The 17,777-nt window shown below is 51.9% G+C and carries 18 protein-coding genes; 2 read left to right on the top strand and 16 right to left on the bottom strand.

Annotated elements, in window-relative coordinates:
* Positions 1-322 precede the first annotated feature (322 nt).
* The 4 genes from AB3G37_RS01575 to AB3G37_RS01560 all read right to left on the bottom strand — a co-directional run bounded on the left by AB3G37_RS01575 (position 323) and on the right by AB3G37_RS01560 (position 3,103).
* Positions 323-1,537, bottom strand: a complete 1,215-nt coding sequence (locus AB3G37_RS01575; protein WP_369789518.1) for an aspartate aminotransferase family protein — start codon at positions 1,535-1,537, stop codon at positions 323-325.
* 142 nt (positions 1,538-1,679) lie between these two features.
* Positions 1,680-2,255 carry an aminodeoxychorismate synthase component II gene (locus tag AB3G37_RS01570; protein ID WP_369789517.1) on the bottom strand — a complete coding sequence of 192 codons (576 nt, stop codon included), beginning with the start codon at positions 2,253-2,255 and terminating at the stop codon, positions 1,680-1,682.
* Between the two features lie 97 nt (positions 2,256-2,352).
* Positions 2,353-2,943 (bottom strand): putative adenosine monophosphate-protein transferase Fic, encoded by a 591-nt coding sequence (locus tag AB3G37_RS01565; protein WP_369789516.1) that lies wholly within the window; start codon positions 2,941-2,943, stop codon positions 2,353-2,355.
* The gene (locus tag AB3G37_RS01560) at positions 2,933-3,103 is read right to left on the bottom strand and encodes a YhfG family protein (protein ID WP_009635768.1); all 171 of its coding nucleotides are present in this window, start codon (positions 3,101-3,103) and stop codon (positions 2,933-2,935) included. The genes AB3G37_RS01565 and AB3G37_RS01560 overlap by 11 nt, the downstream gene beginning before the upstream one ends.
* Positions 3,104-3,306: 203 nt before the next feature.
* On the opposite strand from AB3G37_RS01560, the gene AB3G37_RS01555 reads away from it, so the two are divergent.
* Positions 3,307-3,876: a hypothetical protein gene (locus AB3G37_RS01555; protein WP_369789515.1), complete on the top strand. Its 570-nt coding sequence runs from the start codon at positions 3,307-3,309 to the stop codon at positions 3,874-3,876.
* Here AB3G37_RS01555 and AB3G37_RS01550 read toward each other — a convergent pair.
* The 4 genes from AB3G37_RS01550 to AB3G37_RS01535 form a co-directional block, all read right to left on the bottom strand.
* Positions 3,847-5,376 carry a helicase HerA-like domain-containing protein gene (locus tag AB3G37_RS01550; RefSeq protein WP_369789514.1) on the bottom strand — a complete coding sequence of 510 codons (1,530 nt, stop codon included), beginning with the start codon at positions 5,374-5,376 and terminating at the stop codon, positions 3,847-3,849. The two genes, AB3G37_RS01555 and AB3G37_RS01550, sit on opposite strands and share 30 nt — an antisense overlap.
* A 65-nt stretch (positions 5,377-5,441) precedes the next feature.
* A complete protein-coding gene (gene ppiA, locus AB3G37_RS01545) occupies positions 5,442-6,017 on the bottom strand; it encodes a peptidylprolyl isomerase A (RefSeq protein WP_369789513.1) in 576 nt (191 codons plus the stop codon).
* Positions 6,018-6,130: 113 nt separating this feature from the next.
* Positions 6,131-7,375 (bottom strand): cytosine deaminase, encoded by a 1,245-nt coding sequence (locus AB3G37_RS01540; protein ID WP_369790868.1) that lies wholly within the window; start codon positions 7,373-7,375, stop codon positions 6,131-6,133.
* A 159-nt stretch (positions 7,376-7,534) separates the two neighbouring features.
* Positions 7,535-8,287: an ArsR/SmtB family transcription factor gene (locus AB3G37_RS01535; RefSeq protein ID WP_369789512.1), complete on the bottom strand. Its 753-nt coding sequence runs from the start codon at positions 8,285-8,287 to the stop codon at positions 7,535-7,537.
* Between the two features lie 128 nt (positions 8,288-8,415).
* Between AB3G37_RS01535 and AB3G37_RS01530 the strand changes: the two genes are divergently transcribed.
* Complete coding sequence (locus AB3G37_RS01530; protein ID WP_369789511.1) at positions 8,416-9,789, top strand: MFS transporter; 1,374 nt, start codon at positions 8,416-8,418, stop codon at positions 9,787-9,789.
* Positions 9,790-9,867: 78 nt separating this feature from the next.
* Here the strand turns inward: AB3G37_RS01530 and trpS are convergent, their stop codons facing one another.
* The 8 genes from trpS to hofQ all read right to left on the bottom strand — a co-directional run bounded on the left by trpS (position 9,868) and on the right by hofQ (position 17,762).
* A complete protein-coding gene (trpS, locus tag AB3G37_RS01525) occupies positions 9,868-10,872 on the bottom strand; it encodes a tryptophan--tRNA ligase (protein ID WP_369789510.1) in 1,005 nt (334 codons plus the stop codon).
* A gap of 3 nt (positions 10,873-10,875) precedes the next feature.
* A complete protein-coding gene (locus AB3G37_RS01520) occupies positions 10,876-11,574 on the bottom strand; it encodes a phosphoglycolate phosphatase (protein ID WP_369789509.1) in 699 nt (232 codons plus the stop codon).
* A complete protein-coding gene (gene rpe, locus AB3G37_RS01515; protein WP_009635759.1) occupies positions 11,567-12,256 on the bottom strand; it encodes a ribulose-phosphate 3-epimerase in 690 nt (229 codons plus the stop codon). Before rpe ends, AB3G37_RS01520 begins: the two co-directional genes overlap by 8 nt.
* A 56-nt stretch (positions 12,257-12,312) precedes the next feature.
* Positions 12,313-13,125: an adenine-specific DNA-methyltransferase gene (gene dam, locus AB3G37_RS01510; protein ID WP_009635758.1), complete on the bottom strand. Its 813-nt coding sequence runs from the start codon at positions 13,123-13,125 to the stop codon at positions 12,313-12,315.
* A gap of 79 nt (positions 13,126-13,204) precedes the next feature.
* On the bottom strand, positions 13,205-14,365 hold the full coding sequence (locus tag AB3G37_RS01505; protein ID WP_369789508.1) for an SPOR domain-containing protein: 1,161 nt from the start codon (positions 14,363-14,365) through the stop codon (positions 13,205-13,207).
* A gap of 26 nt (positions 14,366-14,391) precedes the next feature.
* Positions 14,392-15,480 carry a 3-dehydroquinate synthase gene (gene aroB / locus AB3G37_RS01500; protein ID WP_369789507.1) on the bottom strand — a complete coding sequence of 363 codons (1,089 nt, stop codon included), beginning with the start codon at positions 15,478-15,480 and terminating at the stop codon, positions 14,392-14,394.
* A gap of 56 nt (positions 15,481-15,536) precedes the next feature.
* Positions 15,537-16,058: a shikimate kinase AroK gene (aroK, locus tag AB3G37_RS01495; RefSeq protein ID WP_009635755.1), complete on the bottom strand. Its 522-nt coding sequence runs from the start codon at positions 16,056-16,058 to the stop codon at positions 15,537-15,539.
* 354 nt (positions 16,059-16,412) lie between these two features.
* The gene (hofQ, locus tag AB3G37_RS01490; RefSeq protein WP_369789506.1) at positions 16,413-17,762 is read right to left on the bottom strand and encodes a DNA uptake porin HofQ; all 1,350 of its coding nucleotides are present in this window, start codon (positions 17,760-17,762) and stop codon (positions 16,413-16,415) included.
* Positions 17,763-17,777 lie beyond the last annotated feature (15 nt).

The following is a 17,777-nucleotide window of genomic DNA, read 5'->3' as shown; positions in this document are numbered from 1 at the left end:
AAGTTGCCGGGTTTTCTTTGTAAGGTGGGATTGGCGGCATCAGGCCCACGCTGAGCGAGTGGAGGGAGACGTTTTTGGCTCACGACCGAGGGAAGGCAGCCCTCAGGGCCGTGGCCAACGCCACGCGCTGCGGTCAATGAAACGATCTCGTTCTTTTGCACTAATCGCGTCGCGAGGGCAAAGGCACGGGTGTCCAGAGGGGATTTGCCTTGGAATCCCCTCTGGCTGGTCTGGGCCAGCGCCCAGTAAGCGCAGCGCATGCAGTCATGCAGTCATGCAGTCATGCAGTCAAACCGTGCGCAGCACACCAAACGGAGTGTTATTAGCCGACGACTTTCTGCACAGCTTTTTCAAAGCGTGCCATGCCTTCTTTGATGTCTTCGAAGTCGATCACCAGCGAAGGCGCAAAACGCATTACGTTGCTTCCCGCTACCAGCATCATCAAACCAAACTCAGACGACGCATTGAGGAATTCACCAGCGCGATCCTTGTAATTGTCTGACAGCTCGGCACCGATCAGCAGGCCCTGACCGCGGAATTCGCTGAACACGTGATATTTCGCGTTAATGGCTTCCAGCGCGTTGATAAACGCATTGCGACGCTCAGCAATACCCGCCAGCACTTGCGGGGTGTTGATCACGTCCAGCGCGGCTTCCGCTACCGCACAGGCCAGCGGGTTACCGCCGTAAGTGGTGCCGTGTTTGCCCGGAGCCATGACAGAAGCCACTTCTTCGGTGGTGATCATCGCACTCACCGGGAAGCCGCCGCCCAGCGCCTTGGCGGTGGTCAAAATGTCTGGCGTCACGCCGTAATTCATATAGCTGAACAGTTTGCCGCTACGGCCCATACCGCTCTGCACTTCATCGAATACCAGCAGCGCTTTATTGGCGTCGCACAGCTCACGCAGACCTTGCAGGAATTCTTGAGTTGCCGGGGTCACGCCGCCTTCTCCCTGAATCGGCTCAACCACGATAGCGCAGGTGTGATCATCGATTACTGCTTTCACAGCGTCGAGATCGTTAAAAGGTACGTGGACGATATCGGCAGGTTTCGGGCCAAAACCGTCAGAATATTTCGGCTGACCGCCAACAGAGACAGTGAACAACGTGCGACCATGGAAACCGTTGTGGAAAGCGATGATTTTGCTTTTGTACGGGCTGTGTTTAGCTGAAGAATAGTAACGCGCCAGCTTAAAGGCAGCTTCGTTCGCTTCTGCGCCGGAGTTGGCAAAGAACACACGGTCGGCGAAGGTGGCGTCGATCAGTTTTTGCGCCAGACGCAAAGCCGGTTCATTGGTGAACACGTTGCTTACGTGCCACAGCGTTTCACCTTGCTCATGCAAGGCTTTCACCAGCGCAGGATGGCAATGACCCAGTGCAGTAACCGCAATCCCGCCGGCGAAGTCAACGTATTCGGTCCCTTGCTGGTCCCATACGCGACTGCCTTTACCTTTGACGGGAATAAACTTGGCTGGTGAATAAACCGGCAAAATTACCCGGTCAAATGCATCACGACCTACCGCTGTTTTTTCTGTCATTGCCCTACTCTCCTTTGCGCTGCCGCTGCTTTCAGGGAATCACACTCGAAATGAATGTGAAAATATAATCACAAAATATGCATAAAAAATCACTCACAGGCAAACACTAATCGCCTTCCTGATGTAAGTAATTTTTAATACTCTAAATTTTAAGGAAATTATCCAGCAGCTCATGCCCCTGCTCGCTGAGGATACTCTCCGGGTGGAACTGCACGCCATGCAAAGGCAAAGTGCGATGAGCGATACCCATGATCTCGTCAGGCGCATCGGCGCTGCCGGTCCAGGCGCTCAGGGAAAAACAGTCAGGCAGCGTTTCCGGCTTAACCACCAGCGAATGATAGCGCGCAACGGTTAACGGATGATTAAGGCCCGCAAATACGCCGGTGCCAGTATGCTGAATCAACGAGGTTTTGCCGTGCATCACCTGACGGGCGCGCACCACTTCTGCACCAAAGCTTTGCGCCATCGCCTGATGACCCAAACATACGCCGAGGATCGGCATAGTTTCTGCAAAATGCTTGATGGCTGAAAGAGATATCCCCGCTTCATTGGGTGTACATGGGCCGGGAGAGATCACCAAATGCGAGGGGGCAAGGCGGGAAATGTCTTCAAGCTGCAGCTCATCGTTACGTTTTACCATCACCTCCGCCCCTAATTCGCAAAAATACTGGTATAGGTTGTAGGTGAAGGAGTCGTAGTTATCGATAATCAGCAGCATGGTTTTCCGGTTTGGCAAAGTCTGGGATTTAGCCGCGTCATTCTACCTATTTTCGTCAGTAACCCGCAGACTTTTCCCAGACTCAGTCTATCCAGAGCTAGGCATCACTGATAATGGTTTTAAAAACCTCACTCAGCGGTTTTTCATCGCCAAAAGCTGCCGCCTTGTTAGCATCAATCCAACGCTGATTTTCTACTTTACTCCAGTCAATCGCATAACCCGCATGAGTCAGCAACTGTTCAAAGAAAATGCGCTGCGCTCGGCCACTGCCATAACGGAAAGGATGCAGAAGATTAATTTCGGAATAATAGTGCGCGAGGCGTTCGCAAAGTTCCTCCCTGGGCAATCCAACCAGATAGTCTTCGTCTTCCAACCCCTGCATCAGATTATTGCCTTCGCGCTCAATATAGGCGAAATGGCAAAACGGCGTATCGTCTTTGACAATGTCCACCTCGCGCAGTTTGCCGGCCCAATCGAACAAATCCTGAAACAGCGTGGCGTGAATGGCGCAAAGATGCGGCAAACCGATGTTCGGCTGCCCCAGCTCGATAGTGGAAGCACGCAGCGGAGTAAACTCCATCTCTGCTTGCAACAGACGATGAGATTCATGGATTTCAAGCTTGTTTCTCAGGACATTAATCCCCTTGTAGAGATAGGGATCGGCACCGGTGACCAGCTTATCGCTCATAGTGCCTCCTCAGCTCTTCAATGCGGTCAAGGACTCGGTCTTCCGATAATTCAACGTGCTCGGTTTGCAGATCATCCAAAGCCGCACTGCGCTGAAAGTTCAAGCTTCGCTGTTTGCGGAAAAATTGCTCTTTCTGTTTGTCTGTCATTTTCGTTGCCATACTGATTCCTCCATTGACCGAAGACAGTGGAGTTTAAGTATAGACGCTGAGAATGATTTTTTAGCCCGTGGCCCTGTGATTCAGATATGAGCGAAACGCGTAAGTAAAAAATCACAATCTCCAGCAAAGTAGGCACTTCTTATCTGCTGGAAAACGTGATTCACACCGGGGAAATCATTGAGTCACTGTCCGGTAGTATCTCCATGAAACAGTGCAAAGCAGGCTCTAAAATTCAGGCTAGCGGCGATATTATCCTTGATCAGGTCATTCAGATTAGGACAGGAACGGTCAAATCGACCCATGATAGCGTCGAAGTTATCAACTCACAGATTGGTCAGATTAACGCCTCTAAAAATATTAAGATCCAACCGTTTCACACCACTTCAGAACACATGACAACGTTTAGGAAACTCGACAACAATCAAGTACACCCACGAGATCACGCCGCCGGTGTTGATACCTTTGACCAAGCTAGCAGTTCGGCTGATAGGCGCAATGGCAAAGTGAATGGCACAGATATTGGTAGACCTGAGCAAGGCAAAATCCCAGTTGCAGCTGTCATTCAGAATGTGGAAGTAGTCGGCAATGACTTTTACATGACCGAGGACACATTGATCTTGGGACAACATGTCACCAAAGAAAACGCCTTTAGTCTCATCATCAATGCCCACTCGAAAGGAGACGTTAATTTGATGGGCAAACATTTCCACCTAAACGGCGAGCGGATTTGCAGCCCGAACTGTTTACAAACGCTTTCTGCCGCCAGTAATTGACCCAAGTACGCCGCGTAAAATTTGACGGCCCAAGTCTCTTGCCATGCTTTTTGCTGCCGTTTGTACGATGCCGTCGTGCTTACCACCTCGCGGGCCGGTGGTTCCAAACAGGAGATCGTTGAGACCATCCATGAGTCCACCGCCAGCAGATTTTTCGGCGGCAGGATTTTTGGCCTCGACGCTATCCCCGTTTGTTCCAACCGTATTAAATCCCTGAGCGTTAAGTTTTTCATAAGCGGATTCGCGGTCGATGGCGTCTTCATAGCGACCATACAAAGGTGACTGATTGATTGCTTTGTTGAGCCCTTCTTCACCCAGCGACCCCATTTTCGACTCCGGCGCAATCACCATTGCTCGCTCAACAATTGCCGGACGACCTTTTTCATCGAGAAATGAGATCAATGCCTCGCCGACGCCAAGTTCGGTTATCGCAGTTTCGGCATCAAACGCAGGATTAGCGCGCAGCGTTTGCGCCGCTGCACGTACGGCTTTTTGGTCGCGCGGGGTAAATGCGCGCAAGGCGTGCTGAACCCGGTTGCCGAGCTGCCCCAGCACTGAGTCGGGAATATCCAGCGGATTCTGAGTCACGAAATAGATACCCACGCCCTTGGAGCGGATCAGCCGCACCACTTGTTCAATTTTAGTCAACAACGCCGTAGGGGCATCGTTAAACAGCAGGTGGGCCTCATCGAAGAAAAACACCAGCTTTGGCTGTTGCGGATCGCCGACTTCGGGCAGATGTTCAAACAGCTCGGCCAGCAGCCACAACAGAAACACCGAATAAAGTTTCGGCTGATTGATGAGCTTGTCCGCTGCCAGCAGGTTGATTATGCCCTGCCCATTGGCGTCGGTTTTCATTAAATCGTTGATGTCCAACATCGGTTCGCCAAAAAACTGATTGGCGCCCTGACTTTCAAGGGTCAAGAGTCCCCGCTGGATAGCGCCTATCGAAGCGGGAGAAATATTGCCGTATTGGGTCTGGAACTGTTTAGCGTTGTCGCCGACAAATTTCAGCATTGCGCGCAGGTCTTTCATGTCGAGCAACAGCAGGCTGTTGTCGTCGGCAATTTTGAACACCAGCTGCAATACGCCATTTTGTACTTCATTGAGATCTAACAGACGACCCAGTAATAAAGGGCCTAAATCGGAGAGCGTAGCGCGGATCGGATGACCCTTTTCGCCGAAAATATCCCACGGAATAATGGTGCAAGCCGAGGGTTGCCAGTCTGTGACGCCAATCGCGGCGAGTCTGGCGCCGAGTTTATCGGAAGTCACAGCCGCGGTGCCAATTCCCGATAAATCCCCTTTTACATCGGCAAGAAATACCGGTACGCCAATGCGTGAAAACTGCTCGGCCATTTTTTGCAGCGTAACGGTTTTACCGGTGCCGGTAGCACCGGTTATCAACCCGTGGCGGTTAGCCAAAGCAGGGAGAATAGCCAGATCCTGTGCCGGTTTCCCGGCCTGCATTGCTTTTGCAATAACACGAGGTTCACTCATCTTTTCTCCTTGCACGGCCGCCTGTAAAAGCGCGCAGACAGCCTTGGCTTAAGCTTTAAGAAAGGTTATGGCAAAACTTTAGCAGAAAGAATGACAATTGGTGTTACCGGGACATTCTGATAAGGCCCAACGTTGTCGGTTTTCACTGAGGAAATCTTGTCTACAACATCCATCCCTTTGATAATCTTGCCAAATACTGCATAGCCAAAATCAGTTTGACCATGGTCGAGGAAGGCGTTATCCGCAACATTCAGGAAGAACTGGCTAGTGGCGCTGTTTGGATCGGAAGTGCGCGCCATAGAAATAGTACCGCGCAGGTTACGCAGGCCATTGTCCGCCTCGTTTTTGATCGGCGGGTTGGTGCTCTTCTGCTGCATCTTGGCGGTAAAACCCCCGCCCTGAACCATAAAGCCCGGGATCACGCGATGGAAGATGGTGTTGTTGTAATAACCACTATTCACGTAATCGACAAAATTAGTAACGGAAACCGGTGCCTTCGCGTTATCGAGTTCCAGCTCAATGTTCCCCGCCGAGGTGGTCAACATGACGTGGGTATCCGCAGACTTGGCTGCAAACGCCGCAGGGGCCATCGCAGTGAGGGAAAGCAAAGCAGTGAAGGTCACTAAAGTACGTTTAAACATGACGGTTCCTTTCTCCATTAGGCAAGCAACAAAACGCATTGATTCTAAAGACCCTCTCACCATCGCGCCAGACCTTTACCGTTATTTACGCAATGCGAGCACAAGCCTTTGAATCAGCGTGTAAAATCGATTAATTCACTCTTCTCGAGATGAATCATTGTTTCAGCAGGGCGCGTCTCGGCGATCACTTTGCCATGACGAATAGAATAGCGCACCGGCACCTGGCGTCGAACGGCATCAAAGCCGTTTTCGGCTGGTAAAATAATCAGATTGGCAACATGGCCGTTTTCGATGCCATATTCCGACAAATTCATAGTCTTGGCGCTGTAATGAGTGATCAGATTAAGGCCGTCGTTGATCTGCTCGTAGCCCATCAGCTGGCAAACGTGCAGCCCCATTTGCAAAACCTGCAACATGTTGGCGGTGCCCATCGGATACCACGGGTCAAACACGTCATCGTGGCCAAAGCAGACGTTAATCCCCGCCTCTAGCATTTCTTTGACCCGCGTAATGCCGCGACGCTTGGGATAAGTATCAAAGCGCCCCTGCAAATGGATATTAACCAACGGGTTGGCGACAAAGTTGATACCGGAGAGCTTCAGAAGACGGAACAGCCTGGACGTATAAGCGCCATTGTATGAATGCATTGCAGTCGTATGGCTGGCGGTCACGCGCGCGCCCATATTTTCACGATGCGCCAGCGCGGCAACAGTTTCCACAAATCGCGACTGCTCGTCGTCAATCTCGTCACAGTGTACGTCAACCATGCGGTTATATTTCTGCGCCAGCGCGAAGGTTTTATGCAGAGACTCGACGCCGTATTCGCGGGTAAACTCAAAATGCGGGATAGCGCCGACCACGTCTGCGCCAAGTTTCAGCGCCTCTTCCAGCAAAGCTTCGCCGTTGGGATAAGACATGATCCCTTCCTGCGGAAAGGCAACAATCTGTAAATCAACCCAGGGAGCGACTTCATTCTTGACCTCAAGCATTGCCTTCAGCGCAGTCAGGGTCGGATCGGAGACGTCTACATGGGTGCGAACGTGCTGAATACCGTTGGCAATTTGCCATTTCAGAGTGATCCAGGCGCGTTGTTTGACGTCTTCATGAGTCAACAAGGCTTTGCGTTCGGCCCAGCGTTCAATCCCCTCAAACAGAGTGCCCGAGATGTTCCACGATGGCTCACCGGCGGTCTGAGTGGTATCAAGATGAATGTGCGGCTCGATAAACGGCGGCAGAGCCAGCCCACCCTGCGCATCGAGAACGTCATCGCCTTGGTTATCGCCCTGCGTTTGGGCCGCTATCTGGGTAATTTTTCCATCTTCAATATCGATCTGCCACAGGCCCTGAGTAAACGGCATGCGTACATTCTTAATCGCTCGCAGGCTGGATTGCGTCACCTTTACCTCTCTGTCAGTGTCAGTTTTTCGATGATTACATAAACAATACAGCCTGATACTCGCCAACGGGTAGAAATTTAACGCAAATTTATGACATTCGCATCAGCCGCACGACAGGTGTTAATTTCTCTGACCGCGATTTTCATTCTCGCAGCTGGAGGCGGGTAGGCATTCACTCACGCAAATGACTCCTTGCTGACAGCCAATACCGAAATGCTGCTCCAGAGAGCTCCAGCCAAGCGCGGTGACTTTTAAAGCTCGCGACTCGGCCGATCGGCTTAGCCAATTCCATGCTAAAAAAGCCTCTAACAGCACGGCACCCAAACTTCCGGCAAGGTGATATTGCCGTTCGGTCCAGTCAAGGCACTGGCGAATATTTTCGCCGTGATCCGCACGAATCTCCACGCCCTGTTGCTCAAGCCAGTACTTACCGGCGCTGGTCAGAGAAAAATGTAGCCCTTCTTCTGCGACGATAAGACCGCGTCTCAGCATGCCCTGGGTCACCGCTACGCCTATTTGCCCGGCAAGATGGTCGTAACAGCAACGCGCAAAACGCAAATCTTTGGCAGAGCGATTGGGCGTAGTTAGCCAAGGCGAAGTCACCGGCCCGACCGAGGCCAGACTCTCAAGAAGTTGGGAAATATGTGGGCCCGCCAGTTGGTAATAGCGATAGCGCCCCACCGACTCCACGTTTATTAACCCGCCGTCGCGCAGCTTTCCGAGATGAAAACTGGCGGTTTGTGCGGTAATTCCCGCCGCCTCAGCCAACGCGCTGGCGGAAAGGGCTTCCCCACCGGACAAGGCGATCAGCATCACTGAACGCACGGGTTCGGCGATAAGATGGGCCACGACCGAAATATGAAATTGGTTCATTTGGCACGCCAGTGAAAGGGAGTTATATGTTTATCAAAGTAGATGACACTTCGATTCGGCTCGAATCATTATTAAGTGCATGCAGGGTATAGTCAATTTATCCCCCCTATGGACTCGTAATATTGCCCATGAACACCACCCCTGCTCAGAAATGGTTATTGGCAGCAACCAGTATTAGCTACATCATCGTTATCCTGGATACTTCAATTGTTAATGTCGCCCTCGCGCCGTTGGCAGCAACTCTACACTCGACCATCACCGGCCTGCAGTGGGTAGTCAGCGCCTATACCGTTACTTTCGCCAGCCTGCTGCTCAGCGGCGGCGCATTAGGTGACAAACTGGGTGCCAAAAAGGTTTATCTCAGCGGTTTGCTGCTATTTGCCGTCGCCTCGGCGGGATGCGGTTTATCAACATCACTCTCTGCTCTCGTGGTTTCACGTATTTTGCAGGGCGCGGGCGCGGCATTGCTGGTGCCTGCTTCTTTATCGTTGATTAATGGCGAATTTCTGGCTGCGCAACAGCGCATCAAAGCAATTGGCATCTGGGCCGGTTGCGGCGGGATCGCCATGGCTGCTGGCCCCTTACTCGGCGGCATACTCATCCAGTTATTAGGCTGGCGCAGCATTTTTCTGCTCAATATCCCCATTGCTCTGCTCGGCGTACTCATAACTATGCGCATCTCGGTGATAAAAAATCCCGTCCAGAAGAGGCCAATAGACGTGCTTGGGCAGCTGCTGGCCATTATCGCGCTGGGATCGTCCATCGCCGTGCTGATTGAAGGGGTAAGTCGGGGATGGCAGGACACGTGGATTGGCGCGTGTATGGTTGTGGCAGCACTTGTCTGGTGTTTATTCATTTTCATCGAACGTTCCATCGAGCAGCCCATGCTGCCGATGACGTTATTCCGTCAACCGGAATTTTCCGCTGCGGTTGCCGTATCGTTGATCTCGGGATTGGTATTTTATGGCCTGTTTTTCCTGCTGAGCCTTTATTTGCAAACCGTGCGCGACTGGTCATCGCTCGATACCGGACTGGCTTTCCTTCCCTTGACTATGCTGGTCACACTCGGGAGTTTTAGTGCAGGAAAACTTAACCGCCAGTTTGGTGCTTTTTGGCTGATCACCGGCTGCTGTGGACTTTACGCCGCAGGTTTTGCCGGACTACTGATACTTGGGGAAAATCCTGCCTACTGGCGGATTGCGCTGTGTTTTCCTGCGCTAGGACTTGCCGCTGGGATCATTACGCCAGTCGCCACTTCGGTGGTTATGAATTCGATTACGAGAGATCAGGCCGGGATCGCCGCCGGCGTGCTCAACGCAAGCCGACAGACCGGCTCGGCGCTGGGAGTCGCAATTTTTGGCGGCTTGCTCAGCGCCGTAAAACCGCTCGCTACCGGCATTCATCTCGCCGTCTGCATCGCCATTGCTCTCTCGCTGCTCGGCGGCGCGCTGTGGGCAATCGCACTCAGCAGGAATTCCGCGCATAAAAAAACCACGCTGTAAAAAGCGTGGTTTTAATATTTATTACTCAGAACAAATCCAAGTCATTGGCGTTGCAGCCAGGCGTCAAGAACGAAGGATTTATGGAGCAGCAACGAAGCCGATGGCTTCATAAACCTTCTTCAGCGTGACCTGAGCACGAGCGCGGGCTTTTTCTGCACCTTCGCGCATCACCTGCTGCAAGAAAACTTCATCAGAACGATACTGGTGATAACGTTCTTGCAGGCCGGTCAGCATCTCGGAAACCGCCTCAGCGACAGCGCCTTTGAGATGGCCGTACATTTGGCCTTCAAATTCGGCTTCCAGCTCGGCAATGCTCTTACCATTCACGCCTGACAGGATATCCAGCAGGTTAGACACACCCGGTTTCGCCGCCTGATCGTAACGGATGACCGGTGGATCTTCCGAGTCAGTCATCGCACGCTTAATCTTTTTGGTCACCGACTTGGTGTCTTCCAGCAGGCCAATCACGTTGCTGCGGTTGTCGTCGGACTTGGACATTTTCTTGGTCGGGTCCTGCAAAGACATCACGCGAGCACCAGACTTCGGAATAAACGGCTCTGGCACGGCAAAAACATCGCCATACAGCGCGTTGAAACGACCGGCGATATCGCGGCTCAGCTCAAGATGTTGCTTTTGATCTTCACCGACCGGGACCTGGTTGGTCTGATACAGCAGAATGTCTGCCGCCATCAGCACCGGGTAGTCAAACAGACCGGCGTTGATGTTTTCAGAATAGCGCGCCGACTTGTCTTTAAACTGGGTCATGCGGCTCAGCTCGCCAAAATAGGTGTAGCAGTTCAGCGCCCAGCCCAGTTGAGAATGCTCAGGCACGTGGGACTGAACAAAAATCGTGCTCTTCTTCGGATCGATACCGCAAGCAAGGTACAACGCCAGCGTATCCAGCGTCGCTTTACGTAATTGAGCAGGATCCTGACGTGCAGTAATTGCGTGCAGGTCAACGATGCAATAAATGCAGTCAAAATCATCCTGCATTTTAACCCATTGACGCAGAGCACCCATGTAGTTACCAATGCTCAATTCACCAGAGGGTTGTGCGCCACTAAAGACGATGGGTTTACTCATTTTTTATGCTTCCTGATCCTTTAAAGGGGATAGCCCGAAGAGGGGCAAAAGGTCGGCAAAGCGTTCAAGAACCCGGTCGGGTTTACTCAGCGCAATGGCTTCGCCGTAATTATAACCGTAGGTCATTCCAACGCTCTGACAACCAGCAGCCTGCGCCGCTTGAATATCGTTGCGGGAATCGCCAACAAACACCAGCTCACTGGCTCGCAGGCCTAGATTGGCCAGCATCAGGTACAGAGGCGCGGGGTGCGGTTTTTTCTGCACGACGTCGTCACCTCCCAATACCTGGGAAAATAGCTCATCAATGCCCAAAGAAACCAGCAAAGGTGCAACGAACGGCGTCGGCTTGTTGGTAATCAGCCCTAACGGAATGCCCGCCGCAGCCAAAGCTTGCAGGGTTTCTTTAACTTGAGGATAAAGCGTGCTGCCCGAAGCGGCAGTTTGTGCGTAATAATGATCAAATTTATCGCGCACTTTTTGGCAGAACTCAGAGCTAAGGTCACCCTCGGCCCAGCGCACGGCGCGCTCGACCATTACATCGGCGCCGTTGCCAATCCAGGTACTGACTCGCTCAATGCCCGCTGCGGATAATCCTGCGTCGACCAGCGCTTTGTCTACCGCCTCGGCCAGACCGGGCGCGCTATCAACCAGCGTCCCGTCAAGGTCAAAGGCGACACCTAGCGGAGAAAGCGTGTCAGTCATGAGAAACCTTAGCCAGCTCGCTGCGCATCTTGTCGATCACCGCACGGTAGTCAGGCTGGCCGAAAATAGCCGAACCGGCGACGAACATGTCGGCACCTGCTGCAGCGATTTCAGCGATATTATCGACTTTAACGCCGCCGTCGATCTCAAGACGAATATCATAACCACTGGCGTCAATGCGCTGACGCACCTGACGCAGCTTGTCGAGGGTTCCCGGAATAAACGATTGACCACCAAAACCAGGGTTAACCGACATCAGCAGGATCACGTCGAGCTTGTCCATCACGTAATCGAGATAGCTCAACGGCGTTGCGGGCGTAAACACCAGACCCGCCTTGCAGCCGTGTTCTTTAATCAGTTGCAGCGTGCGGTCAACGTGCAGAGAGGCTTCCGGATGGAAGGTAATATAGGTCGCACCGGCCTCTGCAAACTGTGGGATCAGGCTATCAACCGGCTTCACCATCAGGTGAACATCGATAGGCTTGTTGATCCCTTTATCTTGCAGATACTTATGCAAAGACTGGAGCACGGTTGGCCCGATAGTCAGATTCGGCACATAGTGATTATCCATGACATCGAAATGCACGACGTCGCCGCCCGCTTCCAATGCTTTAACGGTATCTTCACCCAGACGGGCAAAGTCAGCCGCCAGAATGGACGGAGCAATCAAAAAATTTTTCATCCGTTTCTCCTACTCTCTACGTTTAGTCAGGCCAATACCTGTCAGCATAGGTGGCTTTAGCTAAATAACGCCAACAGCTCAATCACCTTGCTGCGCTGCAATATATTGCTGCTGATAGTCCGTCTTGCCGTAACCTCATGCAAGGTGGCAGAGGAATACCAGTCACGAGTCAACTCGGTATCATGGTTAGAGATAAGTACCGGCACCTGACGCTCAGATAAAAGCTGTTTTGCCAGATTGGCCAGATTTTGCTGGTCATTCAGGTTAAAACTGTTGGTATGGTAAGCCGTAAAGTTCGCCGTGGCCGAAAGCGGCACGTACGGCGGATCGCAATACACAACCGATCCTTTTTGCGCCTTCAATAGAGTTTGCTGGTAATGCTCACATACAAACTGTGCATTCTGTGCTTTTTCAGAGAACCAGCGCAGCTCATCCTCAGGAAAATAAGGTTTCTTGTAACGGCCAAAAGGCACGTTGAAAGATCCACTAAGGTTATAGCGGCAAAGACCGTTGTAGCAATGGCGGTTCAGATACAAAAAGAGCAGAGAGCGGCGATACACGTCGTTACAGGCGTTAAATTCGCCTCTCAACTGGTAATAAAGCTCTGACTGGTTGAATTCTGGAGTAAAAAGCTCGCGAGCGTCACGGATAAATTCCTCATGACGCGTTTTCACGATGTTGTATAGGTTGATCAAATCACTGTTGATATCGGCCAAAATATAGGCGTCATAATCGGTGTTCAGAAACACCGAACCCGCACCGACAAAAGGCTCAATCAAACAATCTCCCGCTGGCAGATAACGTTTGATGTCATCAACCAGCGGATATTTGCCACCAGCCCATTTTAAAAAAGCGCGGTTCTTCTTCATGCCGTCAGTTAGCTACTTATACAATTCACAGCCGCGGATTGTACCCTGTTTTAGACAGCACATCGCGTACAGATCAAATTCATTTTTTAAGGTCTTGCTGTACCTGGTGTACAGGCTTGACCCACGGTTTTTTCGCTTGAACATCGGCAGGCAAACTGGCTATCGCGCGCTTCGCATCGGCAGATGACGCATAATTGCCGCTGACCAGAACGAACCACGGTTTACCATCGCGTTCTGTTTGGTAGACGGTGTAGTTTTTAAGTCCCTGCTGGCGAGCAAAGGCGTTCAAAGAGTTCGACTGCGAAGCACCACTAAGCTGCAGGGTAAAATGGCTACCCGGAGCAGACTTGAGTGCGGCAACACTGCCTGACTCAACGGCAGAATGCGCAGGTGCAGCGGCCTGGTGAGCAGCCTCTGGTTTTCTGGCTTCCGGCTTACGAACCGGTTCGGCAGCACGGGCAGCTGGCGTTGCATGCTCGGCGCGACGCTCGCTACGATGTTCGACTGCAGTGGTTTTTTCTGGCGCACGACGGGCCTGATGCGGCGGTATAGTGACCGTTGAACGACCTTTCAGGCTGCCGTTAAGCGTAGCCGGACCGGTTGGCAACGAGGTCAAAGACTGCGCGCCTGCGGCATTGATGCCATCCTGAGCGGCGGCATTAACCTGCCCTTGCTGCTGGGAAAGCGCATCATTCATGTCGCCCGGCAGGTCAACACGCTCTTTCTGACCATTATCAGCCTGCGGCTGTGCGTCAGTTGGCGTAGAAGAAACAGGAGGCAGACCAATGCTTTTCGGTTGCGATGCACCATTGGCGGCGTCATTTGCAGCACTGTTTGTAGCTGCATTGTTTGTAGCTGCATTGTTTGCTGCAGCACTGTTTGTAGCTGCATTACCCGCATTGGCATCAGACGGCGCAGTGGCGGCCGGAGTCTGAGCGTTTGGTGTAGTAACAGGCGTGCCCGCTGCAGGAGTCGCGGAATTCGCATCACCACTATTGCCAGACAGGTTAATATCTTTAGGTCCGTTAGACGGAGCCGCAGCGCCATTTTGGCTAGGGGATTTCAGCGCAGAACCGATGCCTAAAATGACCAGCAACAGCACGATAATGCCGATACCAATCATTAAATACTGACGGGAGACCGCAAGCTTGGGTGCCTGTGAAGACGGTTTGCGCGAGCGCTGTGGGCGGCGGTCGCTGGTATCTGGCTTAAGATCGTCTTCCGGTGTTAAATCGTCCATCTAAAATCCTCCAACCCGTCTGAATGTCAAGGTACACGGCTGTCTTCGATCGACGCCAGAACCATGTCATGAGGTACACCTTTACGAACTTCCGATTTCCCGATAGCCGTAGGCAGAACCAGTCGCAGTTCACCTGCTAACACTTTTTTATCGCGCATCATGTGCGGCAGATAAGATTCGGCAGTCATCTCTTCAGGCCCGCTGACAGGCAAGCCTGCTCGTGCCAGTAGAAATTTGACGCGTGCGATATCTTCGAGGCTAAACTGCCCCAGGCGATGTGCGGTGTAGCAGGCCATGATAATGCCCGCTGCCACAGCTTCGCCATGCAACCAGACGCCGTAGCCCATGGCCGCTTCAATCGCGTGGCCGTAAGTGTGGCCCAGATTGAGCAAGGCACGCATTCCGTGCTCGTGTTCATCGGCAGCAACCACTTCGGCTTTCAGCTCGCAGCATCGACGAATACAGTAGGCCAGCGCGGTGAAATCCAGCGTTAGCAGTGCATCGATGTTGTTTTCGAGCCAGACAAAGAAGTCAGCATCAAGAATGATGCCGTATTTGATAACCTCGGCCAGGCCGGACGAAAGCTCACGGGCTGGCAGAGAGCGCAGGCAGTCTAAATCGACCACAACCGAGGCTGGTTGATAAAACGCCCCAATCATGTTTTTGCCCAGCGGATGGTTGACGGCAGTTTTGCCACCAACGGAAGAATCGACCTGAGAAAGCAGCGTGGTAGGCACCTGAATAAAGCGCACACCACGTTGATAACTGGCCGCAGCGAAACCGGTTAAATCACCGATTACGCCGCCACCAAGTGCCACGAGGGTGGTATCACGACCGTGAGGCTTTTCCAGTAAAGCAGAAAATACCTCATTGAGAACAGACAGGGATTTGTACTGTTCGCCATCAGGCAGGATCACCTGATCAACACGAACGCCTGCTTGCTCGAGCACTGAACGTACTTTGTCCAGATAGAGAGGTGCCAATGTCTGGTTTGTTACCAGCATGACTTGATCACCCGCCTTTACAGGCATAAAAGAAGCCGGATCGTTAAACAATCCGGCGGCAATCGTAATGGGATAACTACGCTCCCCTAACGTTACAGTAATCCTCTCCATGTCGTGCTCTATGACCTTCTTAACTTACACCCTCAGGCAGTGGTGGAATGCCATAACTAATTGCTTTCAATCATGTTAATAATTTGATTGGCAACAACTTTGGCGCTTTGGTCGTCAGTACGGATTGTCACATCCGCGATCTCTTCATACAGCGGGTTGCGCTCCGCCGCCAGTGCTTCAAGCACTTCACGTGGCGGTGAACTTACCTGCAGTAAAGGACGTTTCTTGTCACGTTGTGTACGTGCCAGCTGTTTTTCAATTGTAGTTTCTAAATAAACGACGACGCCGCGGGCTGACAAGCGATTACGGGTTTCGCGAGACTTCACGGAACCTCCACCAGTTGCCAGAACGATGCCTTGTTTTTCGGTGAGCTCATTGATCACTTTCTCTTCGCGATCGCGGAATCCATCCTCACCTTCCAAATCAAATACCCAGCCCACATCAGCTCCGGTACGTCGCTCAATTTCGTGATCGGAGTCAAAAAACTCCATATTGAGTTGTTGAGCTAACTGTCGACCAATAGTGCTTTTGCCGGCACCCATAGGCCCAACCAGAAAGATATTGCGTTTCTCTGCCATGTTTTTCGGTATTACTAAGACAATTCGTTGATGATAACCCGCCCCGCCAATCAAATCAGCGACGGGACCTAAACTGAAACCTCATGAGCGATAGTGCGAGATCAGATGAAAATTATCTCAACACTCCTGGTAGTTTGGCAACCGAATAAATTACATAGCGCGCCGCAGGAGGGAAACCATACGTTTTTAACGGCGCGTTGGCATTAAATAAAAATCTCGGTGCTCAATTCGGTAACCCTTGTAAGCTAAATCAGCCGCAGCGTCAAACTCAGAAGCCTTTCCCGGCACAAAAAGTTGCATAAGCTCAACGAAATTGTGCGATTTCAGTCAACAGTATACCTAAACTATTGGATGCTATTGGCTGTTGATTAACGTTGGGGTGATAAAAATAACTAATTCGCGACGTTGGTCATGTGCTGACTGTTGTTTGAACAGCCCTCCAACCAGCGGAAGACCGCCTAAGCCGGGGACTTTATTCACCGTGTTTATATCCTGTTGCTGAAATATTCCGCCCAAAACTAAAGTTTCGCCGTCCTTAACGGTAACCTGGGTTTTAATTTCCTGCTTATCTATCGACAACGCCTCCCCCTCAGCCTGCTTTATTTTCCGTCCCGGCATATTTTGGCTGATTTGCAGCGCCAGCGTAATTGCTCCGTTAGGCAGAATTCTCGGCGTAACTTCCATACCCAACACCGCCTCTTTGAATTCAATAGAGGTTGCTCCACTGGCACCGCTTGACACCTGATAGGGGATTTCGGTGCCCTGCTTGATGCTGGCGGTTTGCATGTTGGCGGTCATCAGGCGCGGGCTGGCGATAATATGTACTCGGTCTTTTTGTTCCAGCGCCGATAATTCCAGGCTCAAAAGACGTTCTCCGATGCGCGCCAGCGTGAAACCAGCAGTAATCATCGGGTTTTCAACCGCAGCGCCAATATTTACGTCGCCGATTGACGCCCCTTTGCTGGCAATATCTGGCCGATTCAGCCCCCATTTCACACCCAGCTCGCGTAAATTATCTTGATTCATGGTGACGATGTGCGCGGCCAGCTGTACTTGTTGAATAGGAAAATCCAGGGCACTGACCCACACTTTTGCATTGTCCAACTCGGGTTGAGTATCGCGGATCAACAGCTGATTGGTGCGCGAATCGGCGCTCACCAATGCTCTCAATGAAAGTAATGTGCCCTTCTGCGCGCTGAGCTGAGTCGCGACTGCCGTTGCGTCTGCATGTTTCAACGCCAGCGTACTGCTGATTAATGGACGCGCCAGCTTTTGCCGTTCTGCCTGTTCGGTTTTTTGCTGACGCTGGCGAGCCAGTTCGGTTTCGGGAAAAACCATCAGCACGTTGCCCTGCTTCTGGCTGGTCAGCCTGCCCATACGCATTACGATGTCCATCGCCTGTTGCCATGGCAGCGTATTGAGACGCAGCGTCAAATTACCTTCCACGCCTTGCCCGATAACCAGATTTAACTGCTGATGGTCGGCCAATGCTCGTAAAATCAATCCGATAGGGGCCTCAAAAAATTCCAGGCTGATCGGTGCCACAGCCGTTTTTTCGTTTTTTACTGCCGCTGAAGTTTTGGCTGCTGGCGTCGTCTTGCCCGCAGCATGAGCGGAAAAGGTAAACTCCAGCACCAGCACGGCGGCACACATTATCCGCAGTAGAAAAAATGCAGAATGAAAAGCCGCGGCAAAAAAACGCATTGTTTTAGCAAATAT

It is taken from the genome of Rouxiella sp. WC2420, from assembly GCF_041200025.1.
Classification (GTDB): domain Bacteria; phylum Pseudomonadota; class Gammaproteobacteria; order Enterobacterales; family Enterobacteriaceae; genus Rouxiella.
The sequence above is the reverse complement of the archived record's forward strand: the minus strand, read 5'-3'. Positions and strand labels throughout refer to the sequence as shown.

Bases quoted from the DNA above. Each gene is read 5' to 3' on its own strand.
- AB3G37_RS01575 (WP_369789518.1), bottom strand. From the start codon at position 1,537: ATGACAGAAAAAACAGCGGTAGGTCGTGATGCATTTGACCGGGTAATT.
- AB3G37_RS01570 (WP_369789517.1), bottom strand. From the start codon at position 2,255: ATGCTGCTGATTATCGATAACTACGACTCCTTCACCTACAACCTATAC.
- AB3G37_RS01565 (WP_369789516.1), bottom strand. From the start codon at position 2,943: ATGAGCGATAAGCTGGTCACCGGTGCCGATCCCTATCTCTACAAGGGG.
- AB3G37_RS01560 (WP_009635768.1), bottom strand. From the start codon at position 3,103: ATGGCAACGAAAATGACAGACAAACAGAAAGAGCAATTTTTCCGCAAA.
- AB3G37_RS01555 (WP_369789515.1), top strand. From the start codon at position 3,307: ATGAAACAGTGCAAAGCAGGCTCTAAAATTCAGGCTAGCGGCGATATT.
- AB3G37_RS01550 (WP_369789514.1), bottom strand. From the start codon at position 5,376: ATGAGTGAACCTCGTGTTATTGCAAAAGCAATGCAGGCCGGGAAACCG.
- ppiA (WP_369789513.1), bottom strand. From the start codon at position 6,017: ATGTTTAAACGTACTTTAGTGACCTTCACTGCTTTGCTTTCCCTCACT.
- AB3G37_RS01540 (WP_369790868.1), bottom strand. From the start codon at position 7,375: ATGCCGTTTACTCAGGGCCTGTGGCAGATCGATATTGAAGATGGAAAA.
- AB3G37_RS01535 (WP_369789512.1), bottom strand. From the start codon at position 8,287: ATGAACCAATTTCATATTTCGGTCGTGGCCCATCTTATCGCCGAACCC.
- AB3G37_RS01530 (WP_369789511.1), top strand. From the start codon at position 8,416: ATGAACACCACCCCTGCTCAGAAATGGTTATTGGCAGCAACCAGTATT.
- trpS (WP_369789510.1), bottom strand. From the start codon at position 10,872: ATGAGTAAACCCATCGTCTTTAGTGGCGCACAACCCTCTGGTGAATTG.
- AB3G37_RS01520 (WP_369789509.1), bottom strand. From the start codon at position 11,574: ATGACTGACACGCTTTCTCCGCTAGGTGTCGCCTTTGACCTTGACGGG.
- rpe (WP_009635759.1), bottom strand. From the start codon at position 12,256: ATGAAAAATTTTTTGATTGCTCCGTCCATTCTGGCGGCTGACTTTGCC.
- dam (WP_009635758.1), bottom strand. From the start codon at position 13,125: ATGAAGAAGAACCGCGCTTTTTTAAAATGGGCTGGTGGCAAATATCCG.
- AB3G37_RS01505 (WP_369789508.1), bottom strand. From the start codon at position 14,365: ATGGACGATTTAACACCGGAAGACGATCTTAAGCCAGATACCAGCGAC.
- aroB (WP_369789507.1), bottom strand. From the start codon at position 15,480: ATGGAGAGGATTACTGTAACGTTAGGGGAGCGTAGTTATCCCATTACG.
- aroK (WP_009635755.1), bottom strand. From the start codon at position 16,058: ATGGCAGAGAAACGCAATATCTTTCTGGTTGGGCCTATGGGTGCCGGC.
- hofQ (WP_369789506.1), bottom strand. From the start codon at position 17,762: ATGCGTTTTTTTGCCGCGGCTTTTCATTCTGCATTTTTTCTACTGCGG.